Origin of the sequence: Bradyrhizobium erythrophlei (assembly GCF_900129425.1) — a bacterium.
Lineage (GTDB): Bacteria > Pseudomonadota > Alphaproteobacteria > Rhizobiales > Xanthobacteraceae > Bradyrhizobium > Bradyrhizobium erythrophlei_C.
Genome location: NZ_LT670817.1, coordinates 5,622,524 through 5,638,192, shown reverse-complemented (window position 1 = coordinate 5,638,192; position 15,669 = coordinate 5,622,524). Strand labels below are relative to the sequence as shown.

General features: G+C 61.6%; 14 protein-coding genes and 1 pseudogene. 7 read left to right on the top strand and 8 right to left on the bottom strand.

Annotation, left to right across the window (positions count from 1 at the left end; genetic code table 11):
- Nucleotides 1–32: 32 nt before the first annotated feature.
- Together B5527_RS27115 and B5527_RS27110 are read left to right on the top strand one after the other, a co-directional pair.
- The gene (locus B5527_RS27115; protein WP_079604264.1) at nucleotides 33–380 is read left to right on the top strand and encodes an Hpt domain-containing protein; all 348 of its coding nucleotides are present in this window, start codon (nucleotides 33–35) and stop codon (nucleotides 378–380) included.
- A gap of 122 nt (nucleotides 381–502) precedes the next feature.
- A complete protein-coding gene (locus B5527_RS27110) occupies nucleotides 503–823 on the top strand; it encodes a 2Fe-2S iron-sulfur cluster-binding protein (RefSeq protein WP_079604263.1) in 321 nt (106 codons plus the stop codon).
- Nucleotides 824–891: 68 nt separating this feature from the next.
- Here B5527_RS27110 and B5527_RS27105 read toward each other — a convergent pair whose 3' ends face one another.
- Nucleotides 892–1,347, bottom strand: coding sequence for an acyl-CoA thioesterase (locus B5527_RS27105; protein ID WP_079604262.1), 456 nt, complete (start codon nucleotides 1,345–1,347; stop codon nucleotides 892–894).
- A gap of 163 nt (nucleotides 1,348–1,510) precedes the next feature.
- Between B5527_RS27105 and B5527_RS27100 the strand changes: the two genes are divergently transcribed.
- Together B5527_RS27100 and B5527_RS27095 are read left to right on the top strand one after the other, a co-directional pair.
- Complete coding sequence (locus B5527_RS27100) at nucleotides 1,511–2,539, top strand: NAD(P)/FAD-dependent oxidoreductase (RefSeq protein WP_079604261.1); 1,029 nt, start codon at nucleotides 1,511–1,513, stop codon at nucleotides 2,537–2,539.
- Nucleotides 2,540–2,760: 221 nt separating this feature from the next.
- The gene (locus tag B5527_RS27095) at nucleotides 2,761–3,363 is read left to right on the top strand and encodes a DUF2147 domain-containing protein (protein ID WP_154072549.1); all 603 of its coding nucleotides are present in this window, start codon (nucleotides 2,761–2,763) and stop codon (nucleotides 3,361–3,363) included.
- A 954-nt stretch (nucleotides 3,364–4,317) separates the two neighbouring features.
- On the opposite strand, the pseudogene B5527_RS46615 reads toward B5527_RS27095, so the two are convergent.
- Nucleotides 4,318–4,431: pseudogene (locus B5527_RS46615) on the bottom strand (IS481 family transposase); the annotation flags it as partial.
- 78 nt (nucleotides 4,432–4,509) lie between these two features.
- A protein-coding gene (locus B5527_RS27090; RefSeq protein ID WP_154072548.1) for an IS5 family transposase occupies nucleotides 4,510–5,303 on the bottom strand; the annotation gives its coding sequence in 2 pieces (ribosomal slippage) (nucleotides 4,510–4,961 and nucleotides 4,961–5,303; 795 coding nt in all).
- Between the two features lie 131 nt (nucleotides 5,304–5,434).
- On the opposite strand from B5527_RS27090, the gene B5527_RS27085 reads away from it, so the two are divergent.
- Complete coding sequence (locus B5527_RS27085) at nucleotides 5,435–6,115, top strand: transposase (protein WP_079604259.1); 681 nt, start codon at nucleotides 5,435–5,437, stop codon at nucleotides 6,113–6,115.
- A 228-nt stretch (nucleotides 6,116–6,343) separates the two neighbouring features.
- Here B5527_RS27085 and B5527_RS27080 read toward each other — a convergent pair whose 3' ends face one another.
- Both B5527_RS27080 and B5527_RS27075 read right to left on the bottom strand, forming a co-directional pair.
- Nucleotides 6,344–6,859, bottom strand: a complete 516-nt coding sequence (locus B5527_RS27080; protein ID WP_079604258.1) for a peptidoglycan-binding domain-containing protein — start codon at nucleotides 6,857–6,859, stop codon at nucleotides 6,344–6,346.
- A gap of 362 nt (nucleotides 6,860–7,221) precedes the next feature.
- Nucleotides 7,222–8,655, bottom strand: a complete 1,434-nt coding sequence (locus B5527_RS27075) for a tetratricopeptide repeat protein (RefSeq protein WP_079604257.1) — start codon at nucleotides 8,653–8,655, stop codon at nucleotides 7,222–7,224.
- 236 nt (nucleotides 8,656–8,891) lie between these two features.
- Here B5527_RS27075 and B5527_RS27070 point away from each other — a divergent pair, with 236 nt between their 5' ends.
- Nucleotides 8,892–9,878 carry an ABC transporter substrate-binding protein gene (locus B5527_RS27070; protein WP_079604256.1) on the top strand — a complete coding sequence of 329 codons (987 nt, stop codon included), beginning with the start codon at nucleotides 8,892–8,894 and terminating at the stop codon, nucleotides 9,876–9,878.
- 329 nt (nucleotides 9,879–10,207) lie between these two features.
- Here the strand turns inward: B5527_RS27070 and B5527_RS27065 are convergent, their stop codons facing one another.
- The 3 genes from B5527_RS27065 to B5527_RS27055 all read right to left on the bottom strand — a co-directional run bounded on the left by B5527_RS27065 (nucleotide 10,208) and on the right by B5527_RS27055 (nucleotide 14,736).
- Nucleotides 10,208–11,455, bottom strand: a complete 1,248-nt coding sequence (locus B5527_RS27065) for an ABC transporter substrate-binding protein (protein WP_079604255.1) — start codon at nucleotides 11,453–11,455, stop codon at nucleotides 10,208–10,210.
- 137 nt (nucleotides 11,456–11,592) lie between these two features.
- Nucleotides 11,593–13,434, bottom strand: coding sequence for a hypothetical protein (locus tag B5527_RS27060; RefSeq protein WP_425305108.1), 1,842 nt, complete (start codon nucleotides 13,432–13,434; stop codon nucleotides 11,593–11,595).
- 234 nt (nucleotides 13,435–13,668) lie between these two features.
- The gene (locus B5527_RS27055) at nucleotides 13,669–14,736 is read right to left on the bottom strand and encodes a lysylphosphatidylglycerol synthase transmembrane domain-containing protein (RefSeq protein ID WP_079604253.1); all 1,068 of its coding nucleotides are present in this window, start codon (nucleotides 14,734–14,736) and stop codon (nucleotides 13,669–13,671) included.
- Nucleotides 14,737–15,117: 381 nt separating this feature from the next.
- On the opposite strand from B5527_RS27055, the gene B5527_RS27050 reads away from it, so the two are divergent.
- Nucleotides 15,118–15,624 (top strand): ferritin-like domain-containing protein, encoded by a 507-nt coding sequence (locus B5527_RS27050; RefSeq protein ID WP_079604252.1) that lies wholly within the window; start codon nucleotides 15,118–15,120, stop codon nucleotides 15,622–15,624.
- Nucleotides 15,625–15,669: the final 45 nt, after the last annotated feature.

Here is a 15,669-nt window from a genome sequence, read left to right as displayed (position 1 = left end):
TCGTGCCACCCTACCTGGAACGGATTGACTGGATGCCATCGCCGCCGCTCGCTCCCGATGACGGGCCGATCGATATCGACCATCTCCAGCGCATGACGCTGGGCGATGCCGGCCTCGAGCGCGAGGTGCTGGCGATGTTTTCGGCCCAGTCGGTCAGCCTGATCGGAGCCCTCGCCACCTTGTCCGCCGACACCGGCGCGCTGGCGCATACGCTGAAAGGTTCGGCGCGCGCGATCGGCGCATTTCGCGTTGCCGATGCCGCCGACTGTCTGGAAGCCGCGATCCGGAACGGCGACGATCCGGGCCAGGCGCTGATCGAACTCAATGACGCCGTTGCACAGGCCCGCGCGGCCATCGATGCGATGCTGCGCCGGTCCTGATCCCCGACCATAAATCCCGTCCCGCAAGACAGGGCCGCAGGTTTTCGTCCCGACCGCTGGCGCCAAGCGGATCGACCCGTTATAGGACTGCCCGGACCTCTCTTTTCCAAGTACGAGCAATCATGGCCAAAATACACTTTGTCGACCATAGCGGCGAAACCCGCACTATTGACGTCGAAAACGGCGCGACCGTGATGGAAGCGGCGATCCGCAACGCCATTCCGGGCATCGAAGCCGAATGCGGCGGCGCATGTGCCTGTGCGACCTGCCACGTCTATGTCGATGAGGCCTGGCGCGAGAAGGTCGGCGCTCCCACCCCGATGGAAGAGGACATGCTGGATTTCGGATTTGACGTGCGGCCGAATTCGCGGCTGTCGTGCCAGATCAAGGTGAGCGACGAGCTTGACGGACTGGTGGTGGCGACGCCGGAGCGGCAGGCTTAGAGCCTTATCCGGCTTCGCTGAATCAGACGCCTTTTCTCGTCGGGCATGACCTTCGGGCACCCCGTCCGTTACGCGCCGTCCGCCCCGCGCCGCAACCAGCGCTGAAAATTCGCGATGATCTCCTCGGTCAGTGGTGTCGGTTTGCGCATGGTCTCGTCGATCAGCACCGTCACCGATTGCGCCGACGCGACGCACTTTCCTTCCGAAAACACCACCTGATCGAAGGTGACGGAGGTTCGGCCGAACTTGGATACGCCGAGCCCCATCTCGATCGTGCCCGGCCAGCGCAGTTCGGCGCGGAAATGGATGTCGAGCCGCACCATGATCCAGGCCAGGCCCGGAGGCATCAGTCCGTAGCTGCGGTCCTTCATCAGCGTGACGCGGCCGGTTTCGAAATAGGTCGCATAAACCGCGTTGTTGACGTGCTGATTGGGGTCGAGATCGGCAAAGCGCACATTGTCGGTCAGCCGGTAGGGAAAATCTTCCAGGCGCGGCGTGGCCGCGGGGCGTACAGGGGCGTTCACAGTCTGATCTCCGGATTTTCATGCCGTTACAGCCCAGTTATCCAACTCCGGCAAGGGGTTGCCGGGGAGCCCGACGCCATATTTATGGCTTTCCTCATCCGGCTGTGTTGGCTAGACAGACGCAGCCAAAAGTGCCGGCCGGGTTCAATGGAAAACAACTGACATGAGCGAAGCGATCAAAACCGATGTGCTGATTATTGGCGCGGGTCCCTGCGGACTGTTTGCCGTTTTCGAACTGGGTCTGCTCGATATGAAGGCGCATCTTGTCGATATTCTCGACAAGATCGGCGGCCAGTGCGCCGAGCTCTATCCGGAAAAGCCGATCTACGACATTCCAGGCATCCCGTTCGTCACCGGCCACGGCCTCACCGAGGCGCTGATGGAGCAGATCAAGCCGTTCAATCCGACCTTCCATCTCAACGAAATGGTGGAATCGATCGAGAAGATCGGAGATCCCGGCTTTCGGGTCACGACCGATGCCGGCCAGGTATTCGAGTGCAAGGTGGTCGTGATTTCCGCCGGCGGCGGCTCGTTCCAGCCGAAACGTCCGCCGGTGCCCGGTATCGAGGCCTATGAAGGCTCCTCGGTATTTTACTCCGTGCGCAAGATGGAGCAGTTCCGCGACAAGGATCTGCTGATCGTCGGAGGCGGCGACTCGGCGCTGGACTGGACGCTCAACCTGCACCCGATCGCCAGGCGCGTGACCTTGCTGCACCGGCGCGACGATTTCCGCGCGGCACCTCACAGCGTCGAACAGATGCGCGGGCTGGTGGCTTCCGGGAAGCTGGATCTGAAGATCGGTCAGGTCACGGGACTTGAAGGCGAGGGCGGCATGCTCTCCGGCGCCACGGTCAAAGGCAATGACAATGCCATCTCGAAGGTCGCGTGCGACACCATGCTGCCGTTCTTCGGCCTGACCATGAAACTGGGACCGGTCGCGAACTGGGGCATTGCGCTGGAGAACAACCTGGTGCCGGTCGAGACCTCGGCGTTCGAAACCAGCGTGCCCGGCATTTTCGCCATCGGCGATATCAACACCTATCCCGGCAAGCTGAAGCTCATCCTGTGCGGCTTCCACGAAGGCGCCTTGATGGCGCAGAAGGCGCATCGTTATGTCTATCCGGACAAGCGGCTGGTGTTCCAGTACACGACGTCGTCCTCGAGCCTGCAGAAGAAGCTCGGGGTCAATTGACCTGACCGACCGCCTCCGAAAGCAGTCGATGTCGTGAGGCGGCGCTGGAACGATCAGCCAGGCCGGGCATTTTTCCCGGCAAGGCGGAGTCTGCTTTGTCGCAAGAAAACGCTTTACGTTCAAACTTTGCGCGCATTCCGGTCGCAAAATGGATATCCACTTCTGTGAAATACGCGTTACTCTGCGGCCCATTGCGATGACGGATTGGTCAGGTGACGACGATGCAGATTGCTCTTCGACTGGTTCTGCCGATCATGACCGGCCTCGTCATGTCGGTCGCCTCCGTGCTTCCGGGACAGGCAGCTGATCTCTCGGCCGCGGGCCTGTGGCAGAAGACCGAGGACGGCAGACCGGTGGTGTGGGTTCTCGTGGTCGATCACGACGGCATCTACGAAGGCGTCATCGCCAAGACGTTTCTGCTGCCCGGCGAAGATCCCAATGTGATCGATATCTGTTCGAAATGCACCGACGACCGCAAGAACGCGCCGGTGCTCGGAATTTCCTTTATCCGGGACATGAGGCGCGAGGGGCTGAAATATGAGGACGGCAACGTTCTCGATCCCCGTGACGGCAAGATCTACCATGCCAAGATGACGCTGAGCCCTGACGGCCAGTCGCTCACGATGCGCGGCTACATCGGAATTTCCCTGTTCGGAAAGGACGAGATCTGGTCCCGGCTGCCGGATACGGCGGTGGCCTCGCTCGATCCCGGTGTAGTGGCGAAATATCTGCCGGCACAGGCCGCGGCGCTCAAGCCGGCGGTCGGGGTGGTCAAGCCGGCGGCGGCCGCAAAGAAGAACGTGCCGGTGCAACCTTTGAGGTGATGCGCCGAGAGCGTTTCGCGCGCGCATTGGCTTTAACTCATATAGCTGCGTTTCCTGCCGGCACAGCTTTGCCATGCCGCGGCGCCAATGCGCCCGAGCTTTTGCAGGAATAGCCGCCCCCGGATTCGAGGGCGTGGGGAATGCCGGATGCCCGATGCACCCGCAGCCTCGTGTGCGCATATTGGTAGCAAGTATGCACACGAGTATTCACAGCGAGCCACCGGAATCACCCGGCATTCCCGCACGCAATGGTTTTAACAGCTTATTTCGCGCTCTCCCCGGTGATCGGCTTTCTTGTCACCGTCGCCCTGCGGAAGATGGCGCGTGCGCCCGGTCGGGCTCAACACACCTCCGCAAGACTTGACGCCGGCGTCGAGGCGTCAGGACCACACGACTTCACTGTCCGCATCAGCGCCGTTCGTCAGCACGCCGTTGATTGCTCACAGATGCATAAATGCACCCGCCCTGCCATCACGTGCATGCCTAACGCTGCCGCGTCCACCGCATCCCGCCCCAACGTTCGTGACGATGGCCAACGCCCCTCTCTCGGAGCAGGACGGGGTCAATATAGGGTGATTTGGGATTTCGGAAAAACAGAATATTTTTTCAGGCACGGATTGACACCACGGTTGCAAAACAGCCTGACGGGCAAATCAGTCGAGACGTGCGTGGGGCTCGCTATCGAAGAAGCACGGATTGAACTGGATGGCGAGCGGGCAAAATCAAATGCACCGTCACTGCAATTCCGTAATTGGACGCCCCGTACAATTTGTCGGGTTACCGCCGTCCGAACAGTCCGCCCATCATGCCGCCGATCAGGCCACCTGGACCGCGAACCCCACCACTGCGGTGATGGTGAGCACCACCCCAATTACGGTGACAGTGCACTTAATTGGCTCCAACTTGACGCGCGAGTTCTCAGATTAAGTGCACTGTCACCGTAATTCCCACCGTAATTCCGAGCCGCCGCAGGATGCGGCTGACCGTTGCCGGTGACAGATGCAGCTCGATGGCGATCTGTTGGCCGGGTCGGCGAAGAATCTCCACCTGCTCGACAACAGCTTGCGGGTTGGTCGGTAATGCATGCTTCACGACGACGCGAATGAGCTTGCTCGCATCGAACTGCTGAGTGTCTGTCCGGAGACTTCAGGCCGGATTGCAGAGTTTTCTGAGCATGAAGCGGATTGAGGCGAGTCGCAAGAACGCCAACGCCTTTCGGTTGAGGCACTCCCAATCCTTGGCCAGGCGGCGGCAGCGGTTGAGCCACGCAATGGTGCGCTCGACGATCCAGCGTTTGGGCAACACCACGAAGCTGCTGACCTGATCGGAACGTTTGACGATTTCGATCTCGATATGCGGTCGAAGTTTCGCAAGCGCATTGGCAAATTTCGGTCCTTTATATCCGCTATCGACGAACAGCTTCTTCAAAAACGGAAACATCCCGAACAATGTCGTCATGACGAGAGCGCCGCCATCGCGATCCTGGATGTCGGCCGGATGAACGACGGCGTGGAGCAGGAAACCTACTGTGTCGACAAGAATGTGCCGCTTCTTGCCCTTGATCTTCTTGCCCGCATCGTAGCCGTGCGGATCAATGAACGCCCCCCTTTTTCCGCGCTTTTCACGCTCTGGCTATCGATGATGGCGGCAGTCGGACTGGCTTTCCGCTGGGCTTGTTCTCGACACTGCTGATAGAGCGCATCGTGGATTCGTTCCAATGTGCCGTCATAGGTCCACAGGTCGAAGTAGTCGTGGACCGAGCTTTTCGGCGGCAGGTCCTTCGGGATCGCGCGCCACTGACAGCCGGTCGAGAGAATGTACATGAGGCCGTTCACCACCTCCCGCATGATCACCGTGCGCTTGCCACCGCCAGTCTTGCCCGGCGGGATCAGCGGTTCGACCAGTCTCCATTCGTCGTCGGTCAGATCGCTCGGATAAATAAACGATTCTGGGTTCGTTTAATCGTATGAAGGTGAGGGCCTAACGAATAGCCATCCAAGATAAATTACGGATAAATTACGGTGACAGTGCACTTAATTGACCCGCCGCGCCTTCGTGGGCATGATGCGGTATGGGTCGCCTCGCCCGTGTCGTCATCCGCGGTCATCCGCACCATGTCACCCAGCGTGGCAATGGCCGCGCGCGGACCTTCTTCGGCGAGGACGACTATGCGCTTTATCGCGATCTGCTGGCCGAAAACTGCCGCGCCGCCGGGGTCGAGGTGTGGGCCTGGTGCCTGATGCCGAACCACGTGCACCTGATCCTGGTGCCGTCCGATCCCGACGGGCTGCGCTCCGCGCTGGCGCGGGTGCATCGCCGCTATGCGGGCGTGATCCAGGCGCGCCGCAAACGCAGCGGTCATTTCTGGCAGGGCCGGTTCGGCGCCGTCGCCATGGACGAGGAGCATCTCGCCGCGGCGCTGCGCTACGTCTCGCTCAATCCGGTGCGGGCGCGGCTGGTGGCGCGGGCGCAGGATTGGCGCTGGTCGAGCACATCAGCCCATTTGCGCGGCAAGGCCGACGGCGTCACCGCGCTGCGGCCGGTCCGGGATCGCTTCCCCCGCTTCGCCGATCTCTTGGCCAGTGAGCCGGAAGCGGATCTGTTCGAGCGCCTGCGCGCCGCCGAGAGCATCGGACGGCCGCTCGGCAACGATCGCTTTCTCGCCGGCATCGAGCGCGCGACCGGGCGCGCGCTCAAACCCGCCAAGCGAGGGCCGAAGCCGGCAGCGCCGGAAAGCGCATTGCGAGGGTAATTAAGTGCACTGTCACCGTAATTGAAAACAGCCTGACGGGCAAATCAGTTGGGCCGCGCCGAGGGTAATTAAGTGCACTGTCACCGTAATTGGCTCGCCCAAATCAGTTGGGCCGCGCGGGCTCAACTCGCTATAGAAGAAGCACGAATTGAACTGCATGGCGAGCGCGCAAAATTAATGCACTATCACTGCAATTCCGTAATTGGACGCCCCGTACAATTTGTCGGGTTACCTGCGTCCGAACAGTCCGCCCATCATGCCGCCGATCAGGCCACCTGGACCGCGAACCCCACCACTGCGATGATGGTGAGCACCACCCCCGCCGCGACGACGAGCCACATGGTCGTCATCGAATTGGTCGCTGCTGCTGGAACTGGCGTACGCCGTTGAGACGCTTTCTGTCAGCAGCGCGTTATGCTGAAGCGTGTTGAGGAAGCCAGTCCTGGGATAGCCGCGCGCCCCCTGCCAGCGCGTGATGGCGGCGCGGGTCGACTCGTTGAACTTTCCATTGGCCTTGGTGTCGAACCCGAGAGCGGTCAGCCGCCGCTGCACGTCGCGACGCTTCCCCTTGTCGAGTCCGATCTGATCTTCGGTTTGGCGAGTTGCTTCGTCGGTAAAGGCCTCCGGATCGACGGATGCCGACAGGTTGCGGATGGTCGTGCTCGGACCCGCTTTGGCAGCATCCGCACTGACGAGAATGCCGAGAATGCCCAGGACTGACAATGCGAGGATCAAGACACGCATGGCGTATTCTTCCCTGATCTGTGGGGCTCTCAATGATTTCGGGAAAAACTACGGTTCAAATTACACCACCGGGAAACTCGAACTTCCGGGGCGTCTAAATCCATAGGTCAACTCCGGATTCCTCGCTGGGCAACTGTTATCCGGATCACTTGTTCCATAGCGCGCCTCGATTGTTACGCCGCATTGCACCAACGATGCCGGTAGCTACGACGGTGACAGCGCGCTTGGTATAGCGGACCAAATTCCGCAACGCGGCGAAAACGACGCTATGGGCCATTTTCGGAAGTCAGACGTCGAGAGTTATCCGTGACGAACAAAAAAACTGGACGTTGGCGCGAGTTTGGAGGCCGAGCGAAACTTGCTCATGGGACGACGCCGAGCGCCTTCAGTTCAGCATTGGCGGCATCCCACTCGTTGAAACTGTGCGGGCAATCGCTTGCCGCCAGACGGAAAAGGCGAGTTGCTTCATCTTTCAACCCCTTCGTCAACGAAAGCTCCCCACTGTAAAAATTCGCCTCGCAAACCTGGCCCTTCTTCTTGGTGGCGTCCGGATCGTCTGCGGCAGCAAGGACAGCAGCAGGCGTCATCTGGTCCATGAACAATCTGATGACAGGCGCCGGCCAGACGGTCATGTCGATCCGGGAACTGGTTTGCGCCAGACGGCCCGGGAGATTGTTCCGCCGACTGACGATATCGACCCACAGCGCCAGATAGGCATTTTCCGGTGCATGCGCACTTGCCTGGTTGACATCGGCCAGCGCCTTTTCGACCGAGCCGGCAAAGAGATAGGAACGCCCGCGAGCAAAGTAGACCAGGGAGGAATTCGGATTGAGCCGGATCGCCTCATTGTAGTCGGCGATGGCGCGGTCGTTGTCGCCTTTGTCGCTGTAGGCGTAACCTCGATGGTTGAAGGCCTTGGCGCGTTCGGGATCGAGCCGGATCGCCTCATTGTAATCGGCGATGGCGCGGTCGTTATCGCCCTTGTCGTGGTAGGCGCTACCTCGATTGTCGAAGGCCATGGCGGATTTGGGATCGAGCCGGATCGCCTCATTGAAGTCGGCGATGGCACGGTCGTTGTCGCCCTTGTAGCTGAAGGCGATACCTCGACCGAGGAAGGCCATGGCGTGTTTGGGATCGAGCCGGATCGCCTCGTTGTAATCGGCGATGGCGCGGTCGTTGTCGCCCTTGTCGTGGCAGGCGCTCCCTCGATTGTCGAAGGCCATGGCGGATTTGGGATCGAGGCGGATCGCCTCATTGTAATCGGCGATGGCGCGGTCGTTATCGCCCTTGTCGTGGTAGGCGCTCCCTCGATTGTCGAAGGCCATAGCGGATTTGGGATCGAGGCGGATCGTCTGATTGTAGTCGGCGATGGCGCGGTCATTGTCGCCCTTGTCGCTGTAGGCGTTACCTCGATTGCTGAAGGCCATGGCGAATTTTGGATCGATGCGGATCGCCTCATTGTAGTCGGCGATAGCGCGGTCGTTGTCGCCTTGTTCGTTATAAGCGGCACCTCGATTGTTGAAGGCCATGGCCAATTTGGGGTCGGGCTGGATCGCCTCATTTAAGTCGGCGATGGCGTGGTCCAGGTCGCCCTGTTCGTGATAAGCGGCAGCTCGATTGCTGTAGTAAGCCGCCAGATAGCGTCCTTTCCATTTCCCCGAATTGATGCTCTGGGTACAGTCAATGATCGCAGCCCCGGGGTCTTGCGGCGTATCACAGTCAGCGGCGGCTGAATAACTCAGGAATATCATGGCGGCAAAAAGCGCGCTCCAAAATCTCCAATCCGTGGGGCTCATGCAATCTCCTTGAGCGAGCCTTGGTATCCTGAAATGTGTGTCAGTATTTGTTGTTCTGGTTCACATTCAACCGGACGAGGTCACTTATCAAAATGTTCAGCCGGCGTCGCCATTGGTCATTCGCGACCGGGGCCAACCCCGTGGTACAGTGACGACTTCTTGCTGTGATGCACAACACGGCTACTCTCAATGTAATGATGTGGTAGGGTGTCGTTCTCGCCCCGGGGGAACGGCCCATGAGACGGCGGGAATGCATCACGTTGCTCGGTGGTGTGGCTCTGGCGTGGCCGCTCGCAGCCCACGCGCAACAACCGCCGATGCCGGTGATCGGGTTTCTTAGCAGCGCATCGCCTGACGGATATGCGATCCGTCTGCACGCGTTCCGCCAGGGACTGAAGGATACAGGATATGTCGAGGGCCAGAACGTGGCGATCGAATATCGCTGGGCGGAAGGCCAGTATGATCGATTGCCGGCATTGGCGGCCGAACTGGTTCACCGCGGGGTGGCTGTGCTTGCGGCGGGCGGCGGTACTCCTGCGGCACTGGCGGCAAAGGCGGCGACTGCGACTATTCCGATCGTCTTCGCGGTATCGGTCGACCCGGTCAAGACTGGGCTTGTCGCCAGCCTCAACCGGCCCGGCGGTAACCTGACCGGCATAACGAACTTGAACGTAAAGGTGGGGCCGAAGCGGTTGGAGCTGCTGCGCGAATTGATACCCACAGCGACCATCATTGCTCTGCTGGTCAATCCCACCAGTCCTAGTATTGCTGAGGGCTTTTTGCGAGCCTTGCAGCCGGCGGCGCGCGCCCTAGGACTGCAGCTCCATGTCCTAAATGCCAGCACCGATCGCGATTTCGATCCAGTCTTTGCAACCATGAACCAACTGCGAGCAGACGCGCTCGTGATCAGCCCTGATACATTCTTCAACACCCGGATCGAGCGGCTTGCCATGCTATCGCTTCACCATGCGGTGCCGGCAATCTACCAGTATCGCCCGTTTGTCGCGGCCGGCGGTGTAATCGGCTACGGAAGCGATGAAACGGAATATTATCGTCTGGTCGGCATCTACGCCGGGAAGGTTCTCGAGGGCGAGAAGCCGGCCGACCTGCCTGTCGTGCAATCTACGAAGGTCGAGCTGATTATAAACCTCAAGACCGCAAAGGCGCTCGGTCTCACCGTCCCACTCTCGCTGCTCGGCCGCGCCGACGAGGTAATCGAATGAAGCGGCGACTTCGGTTGCTGTGCAGGTTTTCGGACGTGGCGCGATGTTCGGCCTGAGTCCGTTATGCGAAGCAAAGCGGACGTTGGCCTACCCGGACACACGAAAAAAGCCCCGTCGGCCCTCGACGGGGTGCAGTTCGGGAGAGCGACGCGAGATCACATACGCGCCGCAAATCGAGTATGGCACGATGCACCTTAGAGACCAGTGGTCCGGTCAAGATGCGGCCCGTGGAACTCCTGGACAGTTGACCACAGCTTGCGGCGCTGCTTCGTCATCGGGCCGCGCTTGGCGCGGTCCGATGACGGTTTTCCCCACTGTCTGCGACGAGCCTACTGCGACAGTTTCACGAAATCCGGAAATTTCAATTTGCCCTCGGCGATCGCGGGTGGCCAGACCACGACCTGCTTGCCGTTCTGCCACTGGAACACGAGGCCCGTCACCGCGCCGGGGCCGGACTTGATGCCGTGGGTGAATTCATCGTTCCTGCCATAGAACTGGATGTGGCCGATCGTGCCTTCGAAGTTGGTCTTCTCGAGCTCAGTGACCATCTTGTCGGGGTCGGTGCCGCCCGCGCGCTGGATCGCCTCGGCGATGATGTAGACCTCGTCATAGGCGGTGTAGCCGGTGTAGGCCGGCGGCGTTCCGAATTTCGCCTTGAAGGCCTGCGCGAACGGTTTTGTCTTTGGTGTCACGGCTACGTCAGGCGTCGCCACCGCGAGCGAGGGGATGCCGTCGGCCGCGCCGTTGGTGTCGTTCCAGAACGTCGGGCTCAGCGCCTGCGCGCTGATGCCGAACATCGGGATCGGCACCTGCTGGTTCTTCCATTGCACCGTCGGCTGCACGCCGACATGCGAAATGCCGGTCACGATCGCATCCGGCTTCTTGGCCTCGATGTTGTTGAAGATCGGCGTGAAATCGGTGGTGTCGGGCGAAAAGCGGATGTGCTCGACGACCTTGAGCCCGGCCTTCGGGAAGCAGTCCTCGAAGCCGACGTCCAGCGGCTGGGTCCAGGCCGCGTCCTCGCTCATGATCGCGACCGTCTTGAATTTGAGGGCGTTGACCAGAAGGTCTTTCGCGGCGTCGCAAACCAGCTGCGCCTGTGCGGCCGACGTCAGATAGCCGTGAAAGGTGTATTTGTTCTTGTCGTAGTCGTTATGGATCGCCTTGGTGATCTCGTTGGAGGCCGCGCCGGGCGTGATCAGCGGCATCTTCAGCCGCGCCGCCCACGGCTCCAGCGCCAGCACGACTTCGCTGATGTAGCTGGCGATGACAGCGCTGACCTTGTCGTCGCTGACGGCGCGCTGGAAAGCGCGTACCGAATCCGCCGACGAACTCTTGTTGTCGTAGGTGACGATCTCGATCTTGCGGCCGAGCACGCCGCCCTTGGCGTTGATCTCATCGGCGGCGATCTGCGCGCCGCCGGGGGTCGCGGCGCCGGCGATCGACTGCACCTCGGCGATCACGCCGATCTTGATGGGGTCGCCCGATTGCGCAGAAGCGGGCGCGCCAAGACAGATGGCGGCGGTGGCAAGCAAGGCGCGGCCGACCCGCCCCGAAAGCGGAAGTCGTTTTGTCATTTGTTTCTCCCTTTGCGATTTTGCTTTTTGTTGTTGCACTGCGGCCATGGGACCGCGCGCCGGGAAGTCTATGCCCGGTTGACGCCGCTTGGAAAGCAGCTCATGCGCGCCGGAAGGCGAGCGGACCTATTGCGGAGCTATTGCTGCGGCGTTCCCGCCGGCGCCACGGGCTCGGCCGTTACCTCAGGTACGGCGACGTCGAGCTGAAGCACCGAAGCCACGGCCGGCAATGCGGCGTCCGCCATCGCGGCGTGGCCTTCGGCGGTGGGGTGCACCGCGCCGCCATACACGGCCGAAAGCACCCCCCAGGTGGCGTCGTGGATATCGGTGGGCTGACTGGAAGCCGGCAACGCCTGCGGATAGGTCATCGCTGCAAAGTAACTGTCGTTGGCGTCGCGGATCCAGCGCGCGCGCGGAAGATAGGCGCGATATTCTCCGGCGCTGCGGCCACAGAGCATCGGCTGGCTGGCCGCGGTGACGATGTCGGGATTGAAGCTTTCGCCCTTGGCTGAAAAACACTCCCGGTCGAATTCCGGATCGGTCGCGGCGCGCGCGCAGAATCCGTGATCGGCGAAAACAGCCTGATGGGCGTCGACGAAGGTCATGCGATCGGCGGCGGGATCGCGGCACAGCACGCCCGATTGGCACAGCGCGAGGGCCTTCAGCGCCGGCAGGAATTCGCTCTGCACATAATCGGAAACGGCGGCGAGCCGCTGCGGCTGCGCGTTGAACGAGGGATGTATATCGAAGCCTGCGCGCCCGCCGGGGCAGGGGGCGCCGGCGGCCAGGGTCGGGTTGGCATAGGACACGTACACCACGCGCGACAGATCGCCGCCGACCAGCGGCTTCAGCGCCTCTCTCAACTTGGCAAAACTTTGCGGCAGGTCGTGCGCCAGCGCGGCGCGCGAATCGTCCACCGATCCCATCACGCCGGTACGCTTGAACAGCACACGCTCGGTCGGCGTGTCGACGATCACATCCGCGACCAGCCCGGAAAAGTTGATGTCATTGGCGCCGATCGACAGCAGGATCAGATCGAGATTACGGTCGGGTTGACGTTTCTTCGCGGCGGCGACCGCCAGCCGCAATTCGGCCAATTGCGCGTTGACCGTACCCTGACAGGTGGCGGATTTCGTCGGCGGGCATTCCCGTGCGCGCTGCGTGCCGAACAGCCCGTCGGGGATGGTGGCGCCGGTGCATGCGAGCGGCAGATAGGTCACCGCGATGTGCGGATATTGCACGGCGAGCGCCAGCGCGGTGCGGGTCTGGTAGCTGTACAGCGAGCGGTGACAGGGGGAATTGAACCAAAGCGCGCTCTGGCGCTGCCATACCTGCAGCGAGTCGGGAGCCTCGCAGGCCCGTCCGCCCTTATAACCTGCGCGGCTCGGACGGTAGTATTGCGCACCCGCTGTCCCTAGATAGGAGCGGAAGCAAAACCCCTCGTCCGCCAGCGCGACCGCCCGGTCCGGATTGCCTTCGCCGGAAGCGATGCTGTCGCCGAGACCGGCGATGAAAATATCACGCACCATGATCTCGGTAGAGACACGCTGTGGCGCCTCGGGTCCGGAGGAGACGTCCACGGTGGCGACGGTGGGGCGGCCGTAGCGGGCCCGCAAGTTGATCGGCTCGGCGCAATCGAAGGTGGATTGCTGCGGACCATCGCCGTCGTCGAACGACCAGGCACAGGTGGCGCCGACGGGAACCTGGCCGGTCAGGCGAACGGTGATCGGATGATCCACCGGCGTCAGGTAGCTCTCCTTGACGTTGTCGCGGGTGCAGGGCTCGCTGATGCGACCCGACAGATCGATGCAGAGCCGGTTCACCGCATTGCGGGCCCAGCCGCGGCCATCGCTCTGCAGCTCCAGCGCCTGCTCTGACTCCAGAATGCTGCGGCCTCGCGCGCTCTCGGTATGGAGCAGGAAATCGCGTTCTTCGCGAAACAGCCGGAAGCGGTTGCGGACTTCCCATGAAATCTGCATCGGGGCGTCAGGCGCGCTTTGCGTCGCAGGCGTGTCCTGCGCTGCCGCCGGCACGCCCTGTGTCGCCAGGGGAGCGTTTTGCGCCGCCGCCCATTGTCCCGGCAGCGCCGCCAGCAGGGCAGATACGATGATCAATCGGAGGTGGATTCGGACCATGGCGCGTTTGACGTTACTGGTGGGGCGGAAATAAGAGAGCCGGTCCGAAAACCAGAAGCAGTCCGGCGGACGCGGCTCTCACCCGCGCGCCCGGCGCTTCACCGGCTGCGGGACCGCGGCGGGAGCAGGAGGCGGGGCCGGGGCCTCGTTCAGCCTGCGGCGTTCCTGCCATGGCCGCATGACGCTGAGCCAGAGCTCGCGGCCGCCCATGATAGAAACCGCGATGCCAAAGGGGATCATGAAATACAGGATCCGAAACACCACCAGCGTGGCCAGTAATTGCTCCCTGCCGAATTCGGGCAGCGCGACCAGCATGGCGGCGTCGAACACACCGAGGCTGCCCGGGGCATGACTGGCGAAGCCGAGCAGTGTCGCCAGGATGAACACCACCGCCAGCGAAATAAAGTCGATGCCCGGCTGCGCCGGCATCAGCAGATACATCGCCATCGCGCAAAAGCCGAGATCGACCACGCCGATCAGGACCTGCAGCAGCGTCAGCCGCGCCGAGGGCAGCACCACTTTCCAGCCGTTCTGCCCGAGCTCGCGGCGATCCTTGCCCATCGCGAGCCAGCTGAAATAGGCCGCGATGCCGGCGAGGCAGCCGACCGCGATCAGCCGGTTCATCGCCGGCGGCAAAAGGTCCATCGCGGACGCGGCCCAGGGGTGCCAGGCCATGGCGAACCCGAGCACGACCAGATTGCCGAGCCAGAAGGTGAGTCCGGAGAGAAAGCAGATCTTGGCGACGTCGATGGCGGTCAGTCCGTAGTCCGAATAGATCCGGAAGCGGATCGCGCCGCCGGTGAACACGGTGGCGCCGATATTGTGTCCGATGGTGTAGCTGGTGAAACTCGACAGCGCCGCGATGCGGTAGGGCACCTGTTTCTTGCCAAGCGTCCGCAGCGCGAAAAAATCATAGAAGGTCAGCGTGCAGAATGCCCCGACCACGCACAGCGCGGCGAGCGCGATGTGGCCAGGCGGCAAGTCCGTCAGCGCAGTCAGGATCACGCCGGTATCGACGCCCTTGAGGGTGCGGACCAGCGTCGTGATCGCGAAGGCGATGATGAGGATGCTCGCGGCGATCCCGAGCCTTTTCCAGCCGATCCGTTCCTTGAAGCCACGCCCCAGCGTGGTCAGCAGTCGATACATTCGTCCTCCCGGCGGGGCGGCAACAAGTTGAAGGCCTTTTCGAGCCGATGCTCGGCGGGCGGCGGCTAATCGCTCCATATGCGAAGACCCTTAAGGCAAAAACGTCTCGCTGTGCAGTCCTTGACAACGCCAGCCTCGGCGTTCGGGAGGTGGCTGCCATGCATTGTACATAGGCCGGAATCGGGGAGATTCGAGTCTTGATTTCCGCTGGCGCAGGCGTTCCTGCGCGTGATGTTCCACTGTTCCATCATGACGTTTCGCGCCGACAGGAACAACCACGGACTCTCCCCGTTAGCCGGGTGTACCAGCAATCGAACATTATCGGCGTGCCGCGACGAGCGGGCCGCGCAGCTGTGTTCCCCAAAACAAAAGGACGAAGCGATGGGACTATTTACCAAAGACATTAAAACCATGGACGACCTGTTCGTGCACCAGCTGCAGGACATTTATTATGCCGAGCAGCAGCTCGTGAAGGCACTTCCGAAAATGGCCGAAAAGGCGACCGACAAGCAGCTCAAACAAGGCTTTCTGACCCACCTCGATGAAACCAAAACCCACGTGCAGCGCCTTGAGCAGGTGTTCCAGATGCATGGCGCCGAAGTGAAAGCGGTCGATTGCCCGGCAATCGACGGCATCATCAAGGAAGCCAACCAGACCGCCGGTGAGGTCGCGGACAAATCGGTGCTGGATGCGGCTTTGATCAACGCCGCCCAGGCCGCCGAACATTACGAGATCGTGCGCTATGGCAGCCTGATCGCGTGGGCCAAGCAGCTTGGCCGCAACGATTGTGCCGCCCTGCTGCAGAAAACCCTCGACGAGGAAAAAGCAACCGACAAGAAGCTGAACGCGCTGGCGGAGAGCAAGATCAACCTTCGCGCCGCAAGCTGATTCTGTTTGCGAAGCAGGATTGAGGCAAAACGTCGCGCGGCGAGC